Raw genomic sequence first — 22,026 nt, 5'->3', positions numbered from 1 at the left:
TTTTACAAATTCTTTAAGAATGAAATTAAATCCAGAATTATCAAAATTAAACTGTGGATTAAAAATCCATACCAGATTGATCGAAATCTTATTGCTAAATATCCTAAAAATATTCCACCAAAAATTGATGCAAAAGTTTCAATAAAAGGTTTTCCGTTATGTAAAATTACAAACGGAATCATCTGAATAAATATCGAGTAAACTCCAAATTTTTCTTCCAATCCAAAAAGCAAAAATCCTCTAAAAATAAATTCCCATGAAAAAATAAATACAATAAATCCAATTTCATAAATAATGAAAATTAAGATATCATCTTTCGCACTTTGCATAAGTGGAAAATACTCAACAAAATTTTCTGATTGTGTTAGTAAAAACATTATGGGAAGGAAAATCAAAATTGAGATTCCGGAAATTTGAAATCCAACTGAATAATTTTTGAGTGTTAATCCATATTTAAATAAATCTTCTTTGAAAATAAATTTTATGATAAGAATTGGAATGATTAAAAAAAGTAATGTATCCAACAAAAACCAAAACATAAATGAGTAAATTTCGTTGGAGAGAAAATTATTTTTGTAGAATTGAAATTGTTGAGTAAAAAATTTGGGTGTTGAAAAATACCAGCTAATTGTAAATAGAATTATTGAACTGAGAAATATTGTAACAACTTTTTTATCTAATATTTTGAATTCATTTTTTATGAAAAGAAATTCATCAATAATTATTTTTTTCATAAAATTATTCTAATTGTGAAATTTTATTTAATAATGAATTAAAGAATTTACATCATAGTTTTTTAATAAATCTTTTCCATTTAAAAAATCCAATTCAATTATAAAAGAAATTTGTTCGACTTTGGCACCAAGCCTTTCAACCAAACTACAAGCGGCTTTCATTGTTCCACCAGTTGCCAAAAGATCATCATGCAATAATACAATATCATTTTTATCTAAAGCATCTTTATGAATTTCAATTGAATCTATTCCATATTCAAGCGAATATTTTTCATTAATTTTTTCTGCGGGAAGTTTTCCCGGTTTTCTTATTGGAATAAATCCGGCATTTAATTTATTTGCAAGTGCGCCGCCAAAAATAAATCCGCGAGATTCAATTCCAACAACTTTTGTAATTCCCTTATCTTTTGATAAATCGTATAAAAGATTTAGAGTAATTTGAAATGCTTCCTTGTCTTTTAACAATGTTGTAATATCTTTGAAGATTATTCCCTCTTTGGGATAATTTGGTACATCTCTAATTAATTTTTCTAACTCCATTAAAACTCCTAAAATAAATTCAACAAAATTCTTTTTAGATTTATTTTAAAGACAAAATTTTAATAAAACATATGAAACTGAAATTCCAACAATTCCACCGGAAATTATTTGCGGAATTGTATGAACTTTAAGATAAAATCTTGACCAGCCAACTAAAATTATTACCGCTAAAAAAAAATAATTATTATTAATAAAAAGTGATGCTCCTAATGGAATTCCGGCTCCCATTGCGTGCGCGCTTATTTTCCAAAATCTGTTTACGTTTAATATTAATATGCTGCAAATTAAATAAATCATCCATAACATTATAATTGATTCATTTAGTTTGAAAATTCCCGAAAGAATAACTCCCAAAATTGTAAACAAAATTGCATAAATGTAAGGAACGGTTCTTTCCTCTTTTATTGTTGCATCATCATTTATGATTTTACCTTTTTTACGGAAATAAATAAAAGTAAAAATTGGGATTGTCAATCCGAATAGAAATGAAATTATAATTGAAATCCACAATTTAAAATCTGACTCAAAATAAACTGAATAGTTGACGAATATTATAAAATTTAATATTGGCGGGACAAATAAATATGAAATGATTTTTGCAATATTTTTTAAGTGCATTATTTTTTGGTGTAGAAACCTTCGAGTTTTTAAAAACCTTGGAGGTTTAAAGATTAATTTTCTTCTAATTCTTGATGCTTAAATAAATGTTCTTTATAATTTAATAAAAGTTCTTCAATAGAATTGTATTCTTCAAGCTGCATAATTTGTTGCTTAATTTTTGAAGCACCGTAAAGACCTTTCAAATATCCCGAATAATATTTTCTAAATGGAATAATTGCTTTTTCTCTAATTGTGATTTCATATTTTAAGTGGCGAAGTGCAGTTGAAATCCTTTCCTCAACATCAACAATTTTTGATACAAAACCATTTTCAAATATTTCTTTAATTTCTCTAAATATCCATGGATGATTTATTGCACCGCGCGCAATCATAAATCCATCAGCATTAGTAATTTCTTTTACTCTTAATGCATCTTCTGCCGACATAATTCCGCCATTTACAACAACTGGAATTTTTACAACTTCTTTTATTTTAGGAATCCAATGCCAAGCCGGTTCGCCATCGTGACCTTGAACTCTTGTTCTGCAATGAATTGTCAAGGCTTGAACTCCAACATCTTCAAGTCTTTTTGCTACATCAAGTATCTCAATTGAATTTTCATCCCAGCCTAACCTTGTTTTGACTGTAACCGGAATTTTAACAGCATCCACAATTTCTTTTGCCATTTTCTGCATATATGGTGGATCTTTAAGTAAACCGGCACCAGCTCCGCGATTTGCAACTTTTTTAACCCAGCATCCAGCATTAATATCAATTATTTCCGGATTTTCTTGTTCAGCAATTTTTGCAGCTTCACGCATTACATTTACTTCACCACCGTAAATTTGAATTCCGACCGGTCTTTCTTCGTTTGTAATTTTTAATTTATCATGTGTTTTTTTATTGTCTCTAATTAATCCATCGGAATTTACAAATTCAGTATAAACAATATCAGCACCCATTTCTTTGCATAACTTTCTGAATGCAATGCTTGTTACATCTTCCATTGGTGCGAGAAGTAAAGGATTTTTTATTTCTATTTTTCCAACTTTAAACATTTGAATAAACTTGATATTTTTTTGATTTTAAAAAATAAATTGAAATTAATAATGTAATAAATGTAAAAACTGCTCCGGTTAAAAATGGGAATTCATAACCTAAATATTCATATGCAAAACCACCCCAAATTGGACCCAATACTCTCGCCATTGCAGCTAACGAGTGATTCAATCCTAAAATTTTCCCTTGATTTTCAGAATTTATTTCTTTAGAAATTAATCCCAAAATTATTGGTTGTAAACTTCCGGTTCCAATAGATGAAATTGCAGAAATTATTGCAACACCAATAAAATTAAAAGCAAAAGGCAATCCGCCAATTCCGACAATCATAAAAACCATACTGATTAAAAGTAGTTTTTCATCATTAAAATATTTTAGAAGAAATCTTAAAATACTACTTTGTACTAATGCACTTGACAATCCCATTATTGTATAAAGAAATCCAATTTGCTTATCGGTTAATGCATAAACTTTAAAACCTAAAAGAGCAAAAGTTCCGTAAATATTTGCCATTGAAAAAACAATTATAAAATAAACTATTACAAAAAATGCCAATCTTTTTTTTGTAAATAATTCGCTAAATGTATTTAAAGAAAATAATCTTGATCTTTTTTCTTCTACTAAATTTCTTTTTACTAAAGATTCCTTTAGAAAAAACACTGCAAATATGAATGCTAAAAATGAAAATCCCGCTGCAACATATCCAACTACTTCATAACCATATTCTGATAAAAAACCTCCCAACATTGGACCGAATACAAAACCAAGCGCAAATGCTGTTCCGATAATTCCCATTCCTTTTGTACGATCTTTTGCTTCTGTAACATCCGCAATGTAAGCTTGGGCCGCAGAAATATTGCTTCCGCCAAGACCGGCAATTATTCTGGAAATTAATAAAATAAAAAATGTTGTAGCAAAGCTAAAAATCAAATACGAAATTGCAGTAACTAATAATGAAGCAAGGATTATTGGTCGTCTTCCAATTTTATCCGAATAATTTCCAACAATTGGATTAAAAATAAATTGCATCAGAGAAAATGCTGCAACAAGAATTCCAATTTCGAAATCTGAAATGAATAGTACTTTACTTGCAAATGTCGGCAAAATTGGGATGAGTAATCCAAACCCCAAAAGATCAATAAATACTGTTATAAAAATTATTACAAGTGAAGTTTTTTTATTCATTTTTAAATTTCAGTGCATCAATTTTGGGCAAATTATTTTTTGATAAGAACAATTTTAAATTATCAAAATATGATCTTTTCATACTATCAATATCTGCCGAAGTTAAAAAATTATAATTTATTGAATCATTAAAATTTTGTGAAGGAAGAATTCTATATTCTTTTTTGCCATTAATTTTTCCTTTAAAAATCCAAATTGGTAAAAAATTAATATTTGAAACATAAACAGAATCTGTAAAAATATTTTTGGTAATATCGAAATTTAAAATTATTCCTCCATCAGAATATCGCCATCGCTGATTTGAAATAAAATTCCCCAAAGAAAAAGTTACAATTGCACTATCCAAATTTGATTTATTTGTTTTAAATTTTTCAAACTGCTGAATAACATGCGGATGGCTTGCCAAAATTACATCTGCTCCGTATTTAATTGATTGATCAACAATTTTCCTTTGATATTTGCTAACAGTACGAGAATACTCATTCCCAAAATGGAAATAAATGATTATCAAATCTGCATGTTTATTCTTTAAATTTTCTATATCATTTTTAATTTTAATCGTATCAATAATATTGATAAATTTTTCCGGATTTTTATTTGAATTTTTATAGTTCGTTCCGTACGTATAAGAAAGAATTCCAAACTTTAAACCTTTTCTAACAAATAAATTATAACTTTCTAAAGAATCTTCTGGAATTGTTGTTCCCAACGATACAATATTTACTTTTTTTAATTCATCAATTGTTCTTTTAATTCCGTCAATTCCTTGATCATTTGCATGATTATTTGCAGTAAACAAAAAATCAAAACCAGCAAACTTTAACGCTTCAGCAAATTCATTGGGAGTATTAAAAAAGGGATAACCGGAATAATTTTTAGAATTTCCGGCAAGCACTGTTTCAAGATTTCCAAATAAAATGTCCTTATTTGTTAAATATTCATTTACAAATTCAAAAACTGGTTTGAAATCAAAAGAATCTTTACCAACTTTTGCCGAATTATATTGAGTTGAATGACACATTATATCACCAACGCAAGAAAATGAAACTGTAACAGTTGAATCAACTTTTTCTTCAACTTTTAGAGTCACATGTTCAATAAAACTTGGGTTTGAGAGCCAATAAAAAATTGATAAAATAATTGATGGAAAGATTATGTATTTAATTTTCATATTTAAAAAAAGGCTGTTCATTAAAAAATAAACAGCCTTATGAATTGAATTTATTACAAAAAAATTATTAAGATTTTTTTTCTAATTTTTTTGATTGAACTTCATTTCTCATATCTTGAGCCATTTTCTTTAATTCGCTTAAAGCTTTACGAACTCTTGTTCCGGCTGCGGATTGACCTTTTACGTAGAATTTTTCAACATCTGTTTCCATATTTTTAACAAATTCAACGAGTTGTGTGTACTTATCGCTCATTTTTTCTCCTTTTGTTGGTTAGTAATTATTTAAATTGAATTTTCTAAAATTATTTCTGCTATATCTTTAACAAAAACTTCTTCTTGTTTTTCAAATGATTTAACGCCATCTGTAAGCATAGTCATGCAAAAAGGACAAGCTGAAGCTAAAGTTTCTGCACCCGTTTTAATAGCTTCTTCAGTTCTGTTTATATTAATTTTCGTACCTTCCGTTTCTTCCAAAAACATTCTTCCGCCACCGGCTCCGCAACAAAATCCTTTATCTTTATTTCTTTCCATTTCTAACAATTCTAAACCGGCAACCGAATTTAAGGAATTTCTCGGAGAATTGTAAATTTGATTATATCTTCCTAAATAACACGAATCATGAAATGTAACTTTAGATTTTTCTGAATTTTCCTTTAATTTGATTTTTCCATCGTCAATTAATTTCTCTAGAACTTCTGTATGATGAAATACTTCAAAATTTCCGCCAAATTGCGGATATTCTATTTTTAAAGAATTATAACAATGTGGACAACCTGTAACAATTTTTTTCACATTGTAGGAATTTAAAGTTTCTACATTTTCTTGCATCATCATTTGAGCTAAATATTCATTACCTAATCTGCGAGCTGTATCTCCGTTGCATTTTTCTTCTGTTCCTAAAATTCTAAAATTTATATTAGCTTTATTAAATAATTCGGCAATTGCTTTGGAAACTTTTTGATAACGTGAATCATAACTTCCAGCGCATCCAACCCAAAATAAATACTCGCAATTGGGATCTTCAGCCATTGTTTTAACATTTAAACCTTCTGCCCAATTTGCTCTATCTTGGTGATTAAAAGCCCATGGTGTAAAATTTGTTTCCAAATTTTTAAATACCGGATTTAATTCATTCGGAAATTCAGATTCCATCAAAACTAAATTTCTGCGCATATCAACAATTGTATCAAGATGTTCAATTGTTACCGGGCATTCTTGCATACAAGCTCCGCAAGTTGTGCAAGCCCAAAGTTCTTCCGGTTTTATGTAATTATGAATTAATGTTTTTTCAATAATTTCAGCGTTTTCAGATTTTGCTAAAATTAACGGAGCTTTTTCAACTGTTCTCTTTCTTACATTAATTATAATTTCTCTCGGCGAAAGTAATTTTCCGGTGGTGTTTGCGGGACAAGCATCAGAACATCTTCCGCATTCCGTGCAAGTATAGCCATCAAACATTTGCTTCCAAGATAAATGATCAACATCCGCAGCGCCGTATTGTTCAATTGTTTCATCTTCCAGATTGATTTTTGTTATTTCAAATTTTTTATTTCCTAATTTTTCAAAATATACGTTTGGAATTGAAGCAAAAACGTGAAGATGTTTTGAATATGGAAGAAAATTCATAAATCCAAAAATTGTTAAAATGTGTATCCACCAAAAAATTTCATACCAAATATTCGCATTATTCGAGTTTGAAAAAAATAATGGAGTTAATGCTGAACTAATTGGTCTAACTGCCCAATTTTCTAATGTAAAATTATTTTTTGCAATGTGAGCCGAATTTTGTCCAAACATAGAAATTACAACAATTAGAATTAACGAAAGAACAATTGTTGCATCAAGCAGACTTTCTTTTCCATGTTCCAACCTTTTTACTTTTTGAATATATCTTCTATAAAGAGCAAACAAAACTGCAAAAATTACAAGAATTCCAAAAATATCTTGTGTTAAAGTAATAATTGAAAAAATTGGTCCAAGAAAACTGAGTGAAAAATTTGAATCAAATCCTTGTAAAATTGCTTCCAAAACTGCGGCAAGAAAAAGTAGAAATCCCCAAAAGATTAAAACGTGAATTGTTCCACCAATCGGATCGCGAAGAATTTTTGTTTGACCAATTGCAACTTTTAATACATTTTTTATTCGTAACGGAACTTTATTAAATCTATTTTCTTTTTTTCCGATACTTAAATAACTTACTAATCTTTTTAAATTGAAATAAAGAAATGCAAAAGCCGCAATAAATATAAAAATATATACCAGATTTTTAATTCCCATAATTAATTCTCGCTAAATGACGAATTGAAGAATTGTAAAGTTTTTTCAATAACTGTATCAAACGCTTTTGTACTTCCTTCAAAAGGATGTTTTACATCAAAAGTATGACCGGTTCCATGAATAATTTCAAGTTGTGTATATTTTTTATCGGAAAATTCATAAAGTAAATTTGCTTCTTTAACTGGAACTGCTAAATCTTGATCGCCGTGAATTATTAAAAAAGGTTTATGAAATTTTTCTAAAGCATTTTCAATATTTAATAATTCGGAATTTTTTTCAAAATCTTCATTTAATGTTATATTCAATTTCATTTTTTGTTTTGTACGCATATTTAAAATTTCGAGAAATCCTCTACTTTTCCATTCTTCTTTTTGTTTTACAGTAAATCTATCAAAATTAGAAATTGATGCCCAAACAGCCAAAGCATTAACATTTATATTTTTTGAACTTTCGATGATAGAAATTGCACCACCGCGACTATGACCAACAATTCCTAATTTATTTTTCCAATTAACTTTACCGAAAAATCCATTTTTATAAGCGGAAATTATTTGATTAAGTTCGTTAACTTCTCGCGTATAAGTATTTTGAGCAAATTTCTCAAGCTCTGTAAATTCAGTAAAATTCTCTCCAATTCCGTTATGCGAAAAATTAAAAGTAATTATAAAATATTTTTTCTGAGCAAAATACTCAGCTAAATACGGACCAAATCCCCAATCCTTAAATCCTTTAAATCCATGAACAAAAATTAAACAATTACCATTTTCTAAATTTGAATTGCCAAAAGTTGTAATATGAATTTTGAATCCAACGGAAGTTTGGTAAGTATAGTTTTGACTCATATATAGAAATATGCTTATTCTATGCTGAAAAGTCAAGATTTGATTGAAAATCCAATTTTTCACTAAACCAATCACAATTAAAAATTTTTATTTATTCAATACAAAAATTATTATGTTTGAAAGCGATGAAAAACTCCAAATTATTTTTGTAACTAATTTTGAAAAATATTTTTTATGAATGAAAATATGGGCTATATAATTAAAGAGGTCGAAAACAAAAGTGATTTGCGAAAGTTTATAGATTTTCAATTTAAACTTTACAGAAATAATAAATTCTGGATTCCCCCGCTAATTAAAGATGAATTTTTATCTTTAGAAAGAGATAAAAATCCCGCATTTGAATTTTGCGATGCAAAATATTGGCTTGCTTATAAAAATGATGAAATTGTTGGAAGAATTGCTGGAATTATTAATAATAAATTCAACCAGAAGTTTGATAAAAAAATAATGCGTTTTGGTTGGATCGATTTTATTGACGATGAAAATGTTGCGGAAATTTTATTGAATATAGTTGAAAATTGGGCAAACGAAAATGGATTGCATGAAGTTGAAGGTCCGCTTGGTTTTACTGATATGGACGCTGAAGGAACATTGATAGAAGGTTTTGAAGAATTAGGAACACTTGGTAATATTTATAATTACCCTTATTATGCAAAACTTATTGAAAAATGCGGATATTCAAAAGATGTTGATTGGCTAGAGTTTGAAGTTTCGATGACATCAGATCCGGTTCCGGAAAAAATTTCAAGAATTGCTGAAATCTCACTAAAAAGAAATAAACTTCATCTTCTTAATGCAAAAAAATCAAAAGAAATTTTACCATATGCTGAACAAATATTTGCTTTAATAAATTTAACATACAAAGATTTATATGGATTTGTTGAGCTTAGCGATAAGCAAATAGAAATGTACGTAAAACAGTATTTCGGATTTATCAAACCGGAATATGTGCCTGTTGTTCTTAATGATAAAAATGAAGTTGTAGCATTTGGAATAACAATGCCTTCATTATCATTTGCGTTGCAAAAAAGTAATGGTAAACTTTTCCCATTTGGTTTTTATCATATTTTAAAATCACTAAGAAAAAATGATAGATTAGATTTATACTTAACCGCTGTTCATCCGGATTTACAAGATAAAGGTGTAAATGCAATTTTAATGAATGAAACAAATAAGCTTATCATAAATAAAAACATTAGAATTGTTGAAACGAATAGAGAATTGGAAGAAAATTTGAAAATTCAAAATCAGTGGAAATTCTTTAACACACGCCAGCATAAAAGACGAAGATGTTATAAAAAAATTATTTGATACTTTACGGAATTTAATTTATTAATATAAAGTAACATTTTAATATTTTTAATTAATTCACATAAAAAGAATAATATTTTTTAATTTGTTTTATTAACCTTTAAAGTTAAAATGAAAGGCAATTTTAAAAATGTAAATATTTTTCTTCTGTTTGATTTCCTCATTTTCATATTATTTATAATCGGGATTTACAATTTTGCAGTAAAAGCAGAATTACCCTTTCAAATTTCCTTTTCGGAAAATCAGCTTGTAATTACAAATACAAATTCAGAAAACTTAAAACACTTATCCAATGAAGTATTAAAATCGATAAATTCAATAGAATTTAATTCACGCGAAGAAATTGAAGTTTACTTAGATAGCAAAAAAATTGGTGATAATATTGAAATAGAAATATTAAAAAATAACTTTACACAAAAATTAAATATTTCTTTAATACCGTTTTATTCCGCACTTTATATCATAATTGCAATCTTAGTTGGAATTACTTTTTTCGTAACAGGATTTATCGTTCTTATTAAAAGTAAAAATAAAGAAGTTGGAGTAGTATTTCATTGGTGCATGGTAACAACTGCTTCAATAATTTTGATGACGTGGGGAAATTTCACAAAAATAAATTTAGTTTTAGGAATACTTACTCGTTCCGGATTTCATTTTGGATATGCATTGGTTCCAACATTCTTTCTTCACTTTTCATTTTTATTTCCAATTGAATCGAAAATTAATTTCAGAAAATTTTTACCGTACCTTTATTTATTTTCATCATTATTTGCCATTTTATTAAGTATTATTTTCATAAAGTTTGCTAATTATGTTACGATAGAAAACATAAGACTATATATTAATTTTTTTGATATAAGCAGTGTTTACGTAGTTATAATTATACTTACTGCTATTTTTATTCAATTCAAAAACTACTTTTCAACAAACATTCTTGAAATAAGAAAAAAATTAAGATGGATTTTACTTGGTTATATCCTTGGACCATTTAGCTATTTATTCTTTTGGGTAATTCCACAAAGATTTACATCATATGGTTTAATTCCCGAAGAAATTGTTTTATTACTTGTAGCGGCTGTTCCAATTACATTTGCAATTGCAATTATTAAATATCAAGTAATGGATATTGAAATAATAATTAGAAGAACTTTGGTATATCCAATTGCAATCTCAATTTTGGTAATTGCATATTTTGGATTTTTTTCAATCCTTGTAAATACGTTTAATTTACCAAATCCGAAAATTAGCTCAATTATTGCAGCAATTTTCATTGCACTAATTTTCCATCCGTTGAAAGAATTTGTTAAAAAATTTGTAAATAAAAAAATCTTTAAGGTTGAATATGATTACAGAAAAGCAATTAATAATTTTTTGGATGAAATAAAAGAAATTAATGAACTACAAAAACTTGAGGAAAGGGTTGTAAATTTTATTAACAAAATAATTCCAGTTGACAAAATTGGCATTTTCAATTATGAAGAGAATAAATATTTAAAATTAGCTATTCATTATAATTACAGAGAAATTTCAGAAAATAAAATTGAAATTAATTCATCAATATTTTCAAATAATTTATTCCGACCAATTTTTTCAAAACATTCAACAATTGCAGAGAATAATTTCTATGCAGAATTTTTTAATAAATTCGGAAAATTTTCTTTTGAAATCATTTTTCCAATAAAATCTTCATTAAATGAGTTTATAGGAATTCTTGTTTTAGGTGAGAAAAAAAGTAAGTTAAAATTTTCCTTAGAAGATTTAGATTTGCTGAATACAATTGTTGCTGAAACCGGCAATAGTATTGAAAGAATTAAGTTGCAAGAGCAATTGTATATTGAGAAAATTGAAAAACAAAGACTTTCGGAATTGAATGAATTAAAATCATTTTTTGTTTCTAGTGTATCACATGATTTGAAAACTCCTCTCACATCCATAAAAATGTTTGCAGAAATTTTAAAAAGTTCGGAAAATATTTCAAATGAAAAAGTTAATCAGTATTTAGAAATTATTGAAGGTGAAAGTAACCGATTAACAAGATTGATTGATAATGTTTTAAATTATTCAAAAATTGAACGCGGAATAAAAGTTTACAATTTTGAAAAAATTGATTTAAATTTAATTGTAAGTGAAGTTATCAAATCAACTGAATACCTTTTTAAAATTCAAAATTTTTCTACACAATTTAAACTTTCTGAAAATGAATTAAATATTAATGCCGATAAAGATGCTGTTGTTGAAGCAATAATTAATTTAATTTCAAACAGTATAAAATTTTCCAAGGAAAGTAAATTTGTAAAACTTTCTACATATAGAGAAAATAATTTTGCAGTTGTAACAATTGAAGATAAAGGAATTGGAATTTCTTCTCTTGAACAAGAAAAATTATTCGAGCCTTATTTTCAATCAAGAAATCTTAACACAGAACAATTAACCGGAGCTGGATTAGGATTAACAATTGTTAAGCATATTATTGATGCACATAATGGCAAAATTGAGTTTGAAAGTAGAATTAATGAAGGCACAATTTTTAAATTATATTTTCAAATAATGGAGTATTCTGATGAGTCGAATTTTAATAATTGAAGACGATCCAGCAATAATTATTGGACTAAAAGATTCATTAGAGAATGAACATTTTGAAATAGTTTCTATTAGTGATGGAAATTTAGGATTTCAAAAAGCACGAAAAGAAAATTTTGATCTGATAATTTTAGATTTAATGCTGCCATCAAAAAATGGAACTGAAATTTGTAAAGAACTTAGAAAAGAAAATAATGATGTACCAATTTTAATGCTAACTAGTAAAAAAGAAGAAATGGATAAAGTTTTGGGTCTTGAAATTGGAGCTGATGATTATATGACCAAACCATTTAGTGTTAAAGAATTAATAGCAAGAGTTAAAGCATTATTAAGAAGAAATAAAATAAATAAAAAAAATTTAGATGTAGTTTCGTTTGGTAATATTAAAATTGATTTTATAAAACTAGAAGCAAAAAATAATTCGATTCCTATTGATCTTTCTTCTACTGAATTCAAAATACTGAAGTATTTAATTGAACGAGAAGGACAAGTAATTTCACGTGATCAACTTCTTGATGATGTTTGGGGCTATGATAATTATCCAACAACAAGAACTGTTGATAATTATATTTTATCATTACGAAAAAAAATTGAAAATAATCCTTCAAATCCACAGCATCTTTTAACATTTCATAAAGTTGGATATAAATTTTTAAGCTGAATAAAATTCTTTTACAAACTTTTGACATTTTTGTGACAAATTCTTTTTTACGAATTTTTATCATGTACTCAGAAATAATATTTAATTTTTTGAGTAGGTGATTTATGAGAATATTAGCTAAAACTATTTTGGTTTTAAGTATATTTTTTTCATTCTATAGTTGTACTTTCCCAACATATAAAGTAACATCATTAAACTTAGATACTCTTTCTGATGGCAAACATTTTAATGTACAAGCGAAAATATTTAAAAATGATAATTCAATTGTACTATTCCCAAATGGATTCACATCAAGTGAAAATATTATAATTGGCGAAATTGAAAAATTTAATTTTTCATCAAAAGAAAAATATATTCAAAAAATTACTATCCCATTTGATAGTATCTCTGCTATGATTACGTATGAAGATTCAACAAAAAGTGAAAGTTATTTTGCTTCCTTTTTATTAGGATTAACTGGACCACCATTAACAATATTGGGAATATATTGCATTGCTTGTCCAAAATGTTGTTTTGGTTCATGTCCAACTATTTATTCATTTGATGGAAATAATTATAATCTTGAAGTTGAACTTTTCTCTGAATGCATTTCCAAACAACTTGAAAATAATGACCTCGACTTATTTCAGCAGAATATTTCTTCAGATACTCTAAAATTAAAAATTACAAATGAAGCAATGGAAACTCATTATATAAATAAATTTGAAATTTCATGTGCGGAATATTCGAATAATAAAAAAGTTTTTCCCAGTATTGAAAATAAAATAATTTCATTTACAAATCTTTTTGAGATACAAAAAATTAGTTCAAAAAATGGGAATCAAATTTCTCACTTAATTAGTAAAGACGATAATAATTATTACAGAACAGGAGTTGAAAAAGTATCAGAACTTAAAAACGGTCCTTATTTTGATTATATCGATTTTGAAATTCCAAAAAATGCAACGAAAATTTTAGTTAAATATAGAAATACTCTTTTAAGTACAACTCTACTTTATGATATTGTAATTGGGTCTCAAGGGCTTGATGCAATAAATTGGATTGATAAAATGAATAATGATCCTATTTATGCTTCACAATTTAAAACAGTATATGAGTTGTTTTCTGGAATGAAAGCAAAATTAATAACTAAGAATAATGAAATTGAAGTTGGTCGTTTTTTAGATGCGGGTCCGTTAAATTGGAAATATTTAGCAATGGAAGTCCCAAAAAATAAATCAGAAATAAATATACTAAGGTTAGAATTTATCCCTGATAATTTTATGATTGATTACATAGCATACGATACAACAAATTATGTTGATGGAGAAATAGAAATTTCAACTTTAACTCCAAATAAAATTCTAGATAACGCAGGTAATCCTTGTCCAAATTTATGGGAATTTATTATTAATGATGATGAGAAATATCTAAAGACAGAACCAGGTGATGCATATGAACTTTTTTATAATATCACTCAAAAAGAAAATAAATCTAAATCAATTTTTATTAAATCAAAAGGATATTATAATGAATGGATAAGAGGAAATTGGATAAATGAAAAAAATCCAATTTATACCTTTAATCTATTTGATATAAATGGAACCTTAAGAAAATTAGCAGAAAGTTGGAAGGAAAATCATGATTTATTGGAAGAGGAATTTTTTAAAAGTAAAATTTCTCTTAAGGAGGGAAAATGAAAAAATCATTATTTTACATATTAATTTTCTTTTTCATGATCTTTTTAGCATCATGTATTTCAACAAAATATAATATTTCTGAATATGGGAATGATGCAAAAATAAATCTGAAAAATGGGAATATAATAGATTGCGAAATAGTCTATATTTCCGATAGTACAATCACTTTTGCAATGCATGAAAATTCATTTCAAAATAAACAATTATATATAGCAAAAAAATATTATTCTATAAATATCAACACAATCAATTCAATCACTATTGAAGGTTTAAGTGGTGAAGGATGGGAATTTGGTGTAATTGCAACACAGATTGTTCCGCCAATTTTACTTTTTACAGCTGCAGCTACTCAAGGTGTTGATAACTCTGCATTAACTTTTATTACTGCAATTCCAGGTATACTTACAGCATTGCTTTTTATGGAAAGTGAATTAGAAAAACCTGTATGGAATCAATCAATGGAAATATCAAAGTTATCTGAGATTAAAAAATACTCACGCTATCCAATGAATTTATCGGAAGTTGAATTGAACAATTTGATTTCAAGATACACAAAAAAAGGTATCCAAAATTATGGAGGATAAATGAGTAATAAATCACAAATATTTATCCTGTTTTTATTACTTGTAATTTCGATCGTTAAGATACAAAATTGTCAAAATTCTTCAATTAATGATTCAACACAGTTAGAAATTTTTCCAATTTTAAATTATGATTCCGATGTAGGCTTTGGATATGGAGCAAAAGGATATTATTACAATTTATTAAATACCGGCGAAAGTTTTGATGCAACAATTTACAACAGTACTAAAGGTGAAAGATGGTATCAGTTTATATATTCATATCCGGATATTCAGAGACGTCAAGGAAAGAAATATAATTTAGCAGTAGATTTTATTTTTGATTATGATAAATATATAAACTACAAATACTATCAAAATGAAACTGATGCATATTTAATTTTTCAAAATGATGAATTTATTCCATTAAAAAATGTTGAAGATTATGTAAGAGAACCTATAGAAATCAAAACAATCTTAAGCAAAGCATTTACAAATAATTTTATTAGTGAGTTAGGTTTTCAATATAGAAGTATTAGCTGTTATAATTTCGATAAAGATGGTGTTTTGCAATATAAGAAACCCTCATCGGTACAGCATTTTTCTATACTATTTAATTTCAGATTGGATAGCAGAACAAATTATATAAATCCACATAAAGGTTACTTAATTCAATTAAATAACGAATATGCAATTTCATCAAAAACTGAAGTTAGTAATTTTTACAAAATTGATTTTATACTTCAGTCCTATTTTAGCATTTTTCATCCCAATTTAATTTATGCAATAAGGTTTAAATTGCAAGGAATGATGGATCTTGATGAAAATAATTATCAAAATTTAATTTTTCTTGGTGGTAATAATACTTTGCGAGGTTTACCACAAAATAGATATCTTTCACAATCTTCACTTTTACTAAATCAAGAACTACGTTTCCCAATTTGGAAAAGAATAAACGGAATTTTTGGATTGGATATTGGGAATAGCACATCTACACCAGAATGGATAATAATACCAGTAACTGGTTTACGCTTTAACATGGATAATTTTATTGTAAGATTTGACGTAGGTTTTGGGAACGATTTTACCGGAATATATTTTAATTTTGGTCATTTGTTTTAATCTAATTTAGATATTCAAACTGCAAAAATATTCAACTTTCATTTCTATCAATTCCGTAAATCTTAAATCTATTTTACAACATTTTGACAATTTTATGACAACTACCCTCCAAGCTAAAGTTAATTTACATATGTACAAAACGGAGGATATATGAAAAACTTACATTTGCTTTTAATCACAACAATTATTTTTATTACTTCTAACAAATTATTTTCACAATCTGATACTTTAACAATTCTACATGTAAATGATACTCATTCATGCCTTACTCCATTGGGCCCGCGTGATGAAACTCTAAAAGGAAAAACCGGAGGAATTGCCCGTGCAGCTTCAATTATTGGTTACAACAAATTAACAGAACCAAATGTTTTAACTCTTCATGCTGGTGACGTTTTTATTGGAGATATTTTTTTCAATGTATTTTATGGTGCAGCTGAATTTCAGATAATGAATTCTTTAGGATTTGATGCAATGACTATAGGAAATCATGAATTTGATTTACAACCATCAACTTTAGAATCAGCACTACAAAATTCGTTTTTACCTGAAGAAGGTTTTCCATTGCTTTCTGCAAATTTTGTTTTAATTGAAGACACACTTCAAACATTAAAAAGCTATATAAAACCTTTCACAATTAAAGAATATGGAAATGTTAAAGTTGGGATATTTGGATTAACAACTCCTGAAACAAATTTACTTTCTTTCCCTGCTCCTGTAATTTTTGATACTAATATTGTTACGATAGCTGTTTCAATGATTGATTCGCTGATCGCAAATCAATGCAACGTAATAATCTGCTTATCACATTTAGGATTTGAATTAGATCAAATTCTTGCTTCATATGTTCCCTATATTGATATCATAGTTGGTGGTCACGATCACTACAAATTTGAAGAACCTATTTCAATAAGACAAGAATCTGGTAAAACTACCTATATTGTTCAAGCTGATGGTTTTTATTCCACAATAGGTAAAATGCAATTGGAAATTTCGAATGAAAACATTTCTCTGTTAAATTATGAATTGATTCCACTTGATGAAAGCATACCAGAAGAAGAATCAATAACATCAATTATTGCAGATTTAACAGATCAAGTTGAAGCAACATATGGAACAGTTTTTTCTCAACAAATTGGTTATGCAGAAAATGATTTTGAAGAAGTTGCAAATCCATTGTTAAATGGATTTATTGATACCCCTATTGGGAATTTAGTTACTGATGCTTTCAGAGAAAAAACTGGAACCGACATAGCTATTGAACCGGGTGGATCTACTGCTCAAATTCTAAATGCAGGACCAATTGTGCCAGCAGATGTTTTTAGATCAATCGGTTATGGATTTAATACTGTTAATGGATTAGGTTATAGAATTGTAACATTTAAAATGACTGGACTTGATATTATTACTGGTTTGGAATTTGGATTATCGAGCATTGAAAAAAATGATGAATTTTTAATTCAAGTTTCCGGAATGAACTATGGCTGTAATCTTAATAATAACCCTTATGAGAGAGTAACATATGCTTTAGTAAATGGAGAACCAATAGAGTTGGAAAAGGTATATTCAGTTACTTCAAATGAATTTGTGTTAGGATTTCTTCAATTATTTTTAGGATTAACAGTTACAGATATTTATTTGTATGATGATTTAACTGAATTTCAAGTTGTTTCAGAATATATTGGATCCAAAGGCATTATATCTCCAATAACTGATGGTAGAATCACAGATTTAAAAGAAGAAAAAAAATCCAAATTGCCTGATGAATTTAAACTAAACCAGAACTATCCAAATCCATTTAATCCTAAAACAAATATAGGTTTCAGCATTCCCAAAAATAGTTTTACAGAATTAAAAATTTATAATTCTTTAGGTGAAGAAATTTCAACTTTAGTTTCGCAAAATTTACAAAGCGGGAATTATGAATTTGAATGGGATGCAACATTTTTAGCAAGTGGGGTTTATTTTTATAAACTTACTGCGGGAAATTTCATTTCAATAAAAAAGGCAATGTTACTCAAATAATTTTTAACTTAATAACTGGTGAAGTTGAATTCCAACTTCACCAGTATTTATCATCATCTAAGGAAAATTTAATTTTAATTTAATTCTCTTATAACACCTTGTGTTGCAATTTTATCATTAAACGTTAAGTAACTTGTAGAAACTTCAACATTTTTTTTCAATCCGGTTTTACTTTTGATTGTCATAAAATATTTTTTTGCAACATCTTCACCATTTAGAATTTTTAATCCACGCTCTATCAACATTTCTTTGCTTTCATCAGAAACAAAATTCATCAAATCAAAATCTGATTTATAAATTTCTTCTTCTGTAATTTCTAACATTTCCATGAATTTCGCATTTGCAATTTCTAATTTATTACCAATAAGTAAGTATACTGCTTCATATAATTTATCAATTAGAATTTTATATTTAAATTCAGATTCGTTAAGTTTTTTATAAATTTGTTTTTGTTTTGTAATATCTTCAATTATAATTTCGTAGTATAAAACTTTATTTTCTTTGTCTTTAACTTGCCATGAAGTTTTTTTAACTTCCAATAAATTTCCATCTCTTTGGATAAATACTTCTTCATAATTTGAAATTTTACCTTCTCTAAAAAGTATTTGCAGAAATTTATTTCTGCTGTTAAGTGAAAAATATATTCTGCTGATTTCTTGAGCAATTAATTCTGCTTGTGAATTGTATTTTAGCATTCTGCACAATGCCGGATTTGCCATAATGATTTTTCCGCTTTGATCAATTCTCATAATTCCCAAGGTCGAATTTTTAATCATCATTTTATATTTATAATCATTGTGCTTAAGCTCTTCTTCCATTTTTTTTCTTGCTGTAATATCTTGCTTAATTGCTATAAAGTTAACTATTTCACCAAGATTGTTTTTTACCGGAGTTATTGTCATTTCCTCAACATAAATATTTCCATTTTTTTTTCTATTTGTTAAAACTCCGGACCAAATTTTTCCAGCTAGAATTGTATCCCAAAGTTCTTTGTAAAACATTCTATTATGTTCGCCGGATTTTAAAATTTTGGGATTTTTATTTATAATTTCTTCGTTTTTATAACCGGTTAAATTTTGGTATGAATTATTTATGTAAATTATTTTTCCGGAAATGTCTGTTATTACAACTCCGTTTGCAGCAGAGTCTAAAGCGGTTTTTAATAAACTTAATGATTGATCAACAGTTTTTATTTCCGAATTTATTGATTCGGTAAATTTATCTTGCATAACTTAATCTTTATTTAAAAAATCTTTAAATTAAAAAGTGAGGAAGCAATTCCCCCAACTGCCCCTCACTCTAGAACAATCCGATAATGGATTGTTCTGAAAATACTTTACTGAAAAATAATTGTAAAGTTTGACCCAACACCTTTTTCACTGCTTGCAAATATTTCAGCTTTATTTAAATCGCAATATTGTTTTACTAATGCCAAACCTAAACCATTTCCATCAAACTTTCTTGTATAACCGGTTGTTTCTTGTGAAAAAGGATGAAACATATATCCAATAAATTTTTCAGAAATTCCAATCCCAGTATCGATAACAGAAACTGATATTTCATTAAATAATGTTTGTTTTAACTGAATTGTAACAGAACCTTTTCTGGTAAATTTAATTGCATTATCAATTAGATTTGAAAAAACATCAACAATAGATTTTTTATCTAAAATTAATTCTGCACTTTCTGTTGAGTTAATTAATTTTAAAATTAGATTTTTTTGTTCGGCAATTGGTTTGTATTCCTCAACAAGATGTTCTAAAAGTTCTAAAATATTTACTCTGCAAAATTCCGGCTCATAATTATCAGTATGAAGTTCAGATATTTTTATTAATAATTCAATTGTTCTAAAAATTCTTTTTCCGGCTAAATCCATATGTTGAAAAGCTTCTGTTAAATCTTCTGTTATATTATCACCAAGATCTAATTTTATTAACGATGCAAAACCTAATAATGAATTTAGTGGAGTTCTAATTTCATGAGAAATTTGGGTTAAAAACTCTGATTTAAGTCTATCAGATTTTTCTGCATTTTTTTGACTTCTCAATAATTCCAATTCAATTCTTTTATTATCCGTAATATCTCTTGCAACACCAAAAATTATATTATCTTGAGGGTAAGAATATAAATTCCAAGTAAGCCATCTAAAACTATTATCTTTACACATTATGCGGTTTGTAAACTGAATGCATTCAGTTTCGTTTATTCTTCCGCCAATTATACTTTTCGTAATATTAATATCATCTTGGTGAATGAATTCAACCCAAGGTTTTGATAGCAGTTCTTTATTTTTCCATCCTAAGGATTTGGTCCAAGTAGAATTAATTTCTTTAAGATATCCATCTAAACCACTGATAAATAAAAAGTCTATTGAATGTTTAAAAACTTTTTCACTTATTTCTTTGGCTTTTTCAGCTTCCTTTAAATGTGTAATATTTTGATGTGCAGCAACAATTCTTTTCTCACCATTTTCATTAAATGAAGTTAAATTAAGTGAATACCATAATTCTCTTTCATTTATTTTAACTGGTAATTCAATATTGAAATTAATTTTTTCTTCATTTAAAATGTCTTTGATTGCAGTACTTGTAATACTTAAAGAAAAATCATCAACGGAAATTTTATTTAAAATATCGAAATAAATTTCTCCGATACCAAATTTATTTGGTTCACTAAATGATGAAGAAAAAATTTGCCACGATTTATTTGTATAAATAATTTTCCCGCTTTCGTCAATAATTGCAATTAACTCATTTAAAGAATCAATGGTAGCTTGAAAAAAACTTTTTGTATTACTTATTTCTTGCAACTTATTTTTCCATTTCTCAACAGAATGTATTGTTTTGAAGAATTCATCTTTGTTAAACTTATCAATGATCAAATAATTGCTGGAGGAATTTTTTAAAAGAACGTCAAGTATTGGATCATCCTCATGATCAATAATTATAATTTTACCAATATGCGGAAATTCTTTTTCGAGATTATTATAAGAGCTTATTCCATTCCAACCAGCAATTTTAGAATTTAACAAAATTACATCAATGTTATAACTGGAAATTAATTTATGAAGATTTTGAAGTGTTGATGTTTCAGAAATTTTATACGAATAATGATTAATTGAATTTATTGTATCTATAATTATTTTCTTTTTTTCAAAACTATCATCTACAATAAGAATATTTAAATTTTTCATAAAGTGGCTGTTCCAAAATTTACTTTGTTTCCAATACACGAAATAATTTGTTTTGTAATCGAATTATTTGTATTCCACAGATTTAATAATTCAACCGATTCTATTTGAGAAATCAAGTTTTCCAAAAACTGACTATTATCCAAAGTAGCAATTATAAATGATGCATTAGGAAAGTTCAGTTTAAGTTTTCCGATTATTAAATTAAAATTCTTATCAAAAATTGTTTGATCTAATATTATAATTTTTGTAAAAGTGTTGGTTTCATCATAATTAATATTTTGGAAATCCATTAGTATTGGCGTTGAATGAAATAATGCTTTAATAATTTTTTGAACAGTCTGCATTACCAAAGCTAATTTTTCTTGAACTATTACAATTTCACTATTCATAATTTTAGATTTGTTGATTCACGCTAACTAAAGTAAGTCATTAGAGAAAGATTAGGTATAGCTTAAAATGCGAATGTTTTGTAGAAATTCTAAGATGTGAT

At 27.0% G+C, this 22,026-nt stretch carries 19 protein-coding genes; 7 read left to right on the top strand and 12 right to left on the bottom strand.

Annotated elements, in window-relative coordinates:
- Nucleotides 1-2: 2 nt before the first annotated feature.
- From IPM32_12155 to IPM32_12115, 9 genes are all read right to left on the bottom strand, one after another.
- Nucleotides 3-734 (bottom strand): CPBP family intramembrane metalloprotease, encoded by a 732-nt coding sequence (locus IPM32_12155; protein MBK8946007.1) that lies wholly within the window; start codon nucleotides 732-734, stop codon nucleotides 3-5.
- A gap of 27 nt (nucleotides 735-761) precedes the next feature.
- Nucleotides 762-1,274: an adenine phosphoribosyltransferase gene (locus tag IPM32_12150; protein MBK8946006.1), complete on the bottom strand. Its 513-nt coding sequence runs from the start codon at nucleotides 1,272-1,274 to the stop codon at nucleotides 762-764.
- A gap of 45 nt (nucleotides 1,275-1,319) precedes the next feature.
- Nucleotides 1,320-1,892 carry a hypothetical protein gene (locus IPM32_12145; protein ID MBK8946005.1) on the bottom strand — a complete coding sequence of 191 codons (573 nt, stop codon included), beginning with the start codon at nucleotides 1,890-1,892 and terminating at the stop codon, nucleotides 1,320-1,322.
- 53 nt (nucleotides 1,893-1,945) lie between these two features.
- Nucleotides 1,946-2,932, bottom strand: a complete 987-nt coding sequence (gene dusB, locus IPM32_12140; GenBank protein ID MBK8946004.1) for a tRNA dihydrouridine synthase DusB — start codon at nucleotides 2,930-2,932, stop codon at nucleotides 1,946-1,948.
- The gene (locus IPM32_12135; GenBank protein MBK8946003.1) at nucleotides 2,925-4,118 is read right to left on the bottom strand and encodes an MFS transporter; all 1,194 of its coding nucleotides are present in this window, start codon (nucleotides 4,116-4,118) and stop codon (nucleotides 2,925-2,927) included. The genes dusB and IPM32_12135 overlap by 8 nt, the downstream gene beginning before the upstream one ends.
- A complete protein-coding gene (locus IPM32_12130) occupies nucleotides 4,111-5,289 on the bottom strand; it encodes a CapA family protein (protein MBK8946002.1) in 1,179 nt (392 codons plus the stop codon). The genes IPM32_12135 and IPM32_12130 overlap by 8 nt, the downstream gene beginning before the upstream one ends.
- A 67-nt stretch (nucleotides 5,290-5,356) precedes the next feature.
- Nucleotides 5,357-5,542: a histone H1 gene (locus IPM32_12125; GenBank protein MBK8946001.1), complete on the bottom strand. Its 186-nt coding sequence runs from the start codon at nucleotides 5,540-5,542 to the stop codon at nucleotides 5,357-5,359.
- A gap of 29 nt (nucleotides 5,543-5,571) precedes the next feature.
- Nucleotides 5,572-7,566, bottom strand: a complete 1,995-nt coding sequence (locus tag IPM32_12120; GenBank protein ID MBK8946000.1) for a (Fe-S)-binding protein — start codon at nucleotides 7,564-7,566, stop codon at nucleotides 5,572-5,574.
- Nucleotides 7,567-7,568: 2 nt separating this feature from the next.
- Nucleotides 7,569-8,408 (bottom strand): alpha/beta hydrolase, encoded by an 840-nt coding sequence (locus IPM32_12115; GenBank protein MBK8945999.1) that lies wholly within the window; start codon nucleotides 8,406-8,408, stop codon nucleotides 7,569-7,571.
- A gap of 186 nt (nucleotides 8,409-8,594) precedes the next feature.
- Between IPM32_12115 and IPM32_12110 the strand changes: the two genes are divergently transcribed.
- The 7 genes from IPM32_12110 (at nucleotide 8,595) to IPM32_12080 (ending at nucleotide 18,343) form a co-directional block, all read left to right on the top strand.
- The gene (locus tag IPM32_12110) at nucleotides 8,595-9,719 is read left to right on the top strand and encodes a hypothetical protein (protein MBK8945998.1); all 1,125 of its coding nucleotides are present in this window, start codon (nucleotides 8,595-8,597) and stop codon (nucleotides 9,717-9,719) included.
- Between the two features lie 111 nt (nucleotides 9,720-9,830).
- Nucleotides 9,831-12,302, top strand: a complete 2,472-nt coding sequence (locus tag IPM32_12105; GenBank protein MBK8945997.1) for a hypothetical protein — start codon at nucleotides 9,831-9,833, stop codon at nucleotides 12,300-12,302.
- Complete coding sequence (locus IPM32_12100; protein ID MBK8945996.1) at nucleotides 12,280-12,960, top strand: response regulator transcription factor; 681 nt, start codon at nucleotides 12,280-12,282, stop codon at nucleotides 12,958-12,960. Before IPM32_12105 ends, IPM32_12100 begins: the two co-directional genes overlap by 23 nt.
- A gap of 104 nt (nucleotides 12,961-13,064) precedes the next feature.
- Complete coding sequence (locus IPM32_12095) at nucleotides 13,065-14,639, top strand: hypothetical protein (GenBank protein ID MBK8945995.1); 1,575 nt, start codon at nucleotides 13,065-13,067, stop codon at nucleotides 14,637-14,639.
- A complete protein-coding gene (locus IPM32_12090; protein ID MBK8945994.1) occupies nucleotides 14,636-15,223 on the top strand; it encodes a hypothetical protein in 588 nt (195 codons plus the stop codon). The genes IPM32_12095 and IPM32_12090 overlap by 4 nt, the downstream gene beginning before the upstream one ends.
- The gene (locus IPM32_12085; protein ID MBK8945993.1) at nucleotides 15,224-16,321 is read left to right on the top strand and encodes a BamA/TamA family outer membrane protein; all 1,098 of its coding nucleotides are present in this window, start codon (nucleotides 15,224-15,226) and stop codon (nucleotides 16,319-16,321) included.
- Between the two features lie 150 nt (nucleotides 16,322-16,471).
- Complete coding sequence (locus IPM32_12080) at nucleotides 16,472-18,343, top strand: 5'-nucleotidase C-terminal domain-containing protein (GenBank protein ID MBK8945992.1); 1,872 nt, start codon at nucleotides 16,472-16,474, stop codon at nucleotides 18,341-18,343.
- Between the two features lie 74 nt (nucleotides 18,344-18,417).
- On the opposite strand, the gene IPM32_12075 is transcribed toward IPM32_12080, so the two are convergent.
- The 3 genes from IPM32_12075 to IPM32_12065 form a co-directional block, all read right to left on the bottom strand.
- Complete coding sequence (locus tag IPM32_12075; protein MBK8945991.1) at nucleotides 18,418-19,572, bottom strand: PAS domain S-box protein; 1,155 nt, start codon at nucleotides 19,570-19,572, stop codon at nucleotides 18,418-18,420.
- A 107-nt stretch (nucleotides 19,573-19,679) separates the two neighbouring features.
- Complete coding sequence (locus tag IPM32_12070; protein MBK8945990.1) at nucleotides 19,680-21,536, bottom strand: PAS domain S-box protein; 1,857 nt, start codon at nucleotides 21,534-21,536, stop codon at nucleotides 19,680-19,682.
- Complete coding sequence (locus IPM32_12065) at nucleotides 21,533-21,925, bottom strand: hypothetical protein (protein ID MBK8945989.1); 393 nt, start codon at nucleotides 21,923-21,925, stop codon at nucleotides 21,533-21,535. Before IPM32_12065 ends, IPM32_12070 begins: the two co-directional genes overlap by 4 nt.
- Between the last annotated feature and the right edge of the window lie 101 nt (nucleotides 21,926-22,026).

Source organism: Ignavibacteriota bacterium (genome assembly GCA_016716225.1).
Classification (GTDB): domain Bacteria; phylum Bacteroidota; class Ignavibacteria; order Ignavibacteriales; family Melioribacteraceae.
Note: the sequence above shows the minus strand (reverse complement) of the source record. Positions and strands in the feature narration are given on the sequence as shown.

Coding starts and splice junctions, on each gene's coding strand:
- dusB (MBK8946004.1), bottom strand. CDS start 2,932: ATGTTTAAAGTTGGAAAAATAGAAATAAAAAATCCTTTACTTCTCGCA.
- IPM32_12105 (MBK8945997.1), top strand. CDS start 9,831: ATGAAAGGCAATTTTAAAAATGTAAATATTTTTCTTCTGTTTGATTTC.
- IPM32_12070 (MBK8945990.1), bottom strand. CDS start 21,536: ATGAAAAATTTAAATATTCTTATTGTAGATGATAGTTTTGAAAAAAAG.
- IPM32_12090 (MBK8945994.1), top strand. CDS start 14,636: ATGAAAAAATCATTATTTTACATATTAATTTTCTTTTTCATGATCTTT.
- IPM32_12085 (MBK8945993.1), top strand. CDS start 15,224: ATGAGTAATAAATCACAAATATTTATCCTGTTTTTATTACTTGTAATT.
- IPM32_12080 (MBK8945992.1), top strand. CDS start 16,472: ATGAAAAACTTACATTTGCTTTTAATCACAACAATTATTTTTATTACT.
- IPM32_12095 (MBK8945995.1), top strand. CDS start 13,065: ATGAGAATATTAGCTAAAACTATTTTGGTTTTAAGTATATTTTTTTCA.
- IPM32_12155 (MBK8946007.1), bottom strand. CDS start 734: ATGAAAAAAATAATTATTGATGAATTTCTTTTCATAAAAAATGAATTC.
- IPM32_12135 (MBK8946003.1), bottom strand. CDS start 4,118: ATGAATAAAAAAACTTCACTTGTAATAATTTTTATAACAGTATTTATT.
- IPM32_12100 (MBK8945996.1), top strand. CDS start 12,280: ATGAGTCGAATTTTAATAATTGAAGACGATCCAGCAATAATTATTGGA.
- IPM32_12110 (MBK8945998.1), top strand. CDS start 8,595: ATGGGCTATATAATTAAAGAGGTCGAAAACAAAAGTGATTTGCGAAAG.
- IPM32_12115 (MBK8945999.1), bottom strand. CDS start 8,408: ATGAGTCAAAACTATACTTACCAAACTTCCGTTGGATTCAAAATTCAT.
- IPM32_12075 (MBK8945991.1), bottom strand. CDS start 19,572: ATGCAAGATAAATTTACCGAATCAATAAATTCGGAAATAAAAACTGTT.
- IPM32_12120 (MBK8946000.1), bottom strand. CDS start 7,566: ATGGGAATTAAAAATCTGGTATATATTTTTATATTTATTGCGGCTTTT.
- IPM32_12130 (MBK8946002.1), bottom strand. CDS start 5,289: ATGAAAATTAAATACATAATCTTTCCATCAATTATTTTATCAATTTTT.
- IPM32_12065 (MBK8945989.1), bottom strand. CDS start 21,925: ATGAATAGTGAAATTGTAATAGTTCAAGAAAAATTAGCTTTGGTAATG.
- IPM32_12125 (MBK8946001.1), bottom strand. CDS start 5,542: ATGAGCGATAAGTACACACAACTCGTTGAATTTGTTAAAAATATGGAA.
- IPM32_12145 (MBK8946005.1), bottom strand. CDS start 1,892: ATGCACTTAAAAAATATTGCAAAAATCATTTCATATTTATTTGTCCCG.
- IPM32_12150 (MBK8946006.1), bottom strand. CDS start 1,274: ATGGAGTTAGAAAAATTAATTAGAGATGTACCAAATTATCCCAAAGAG.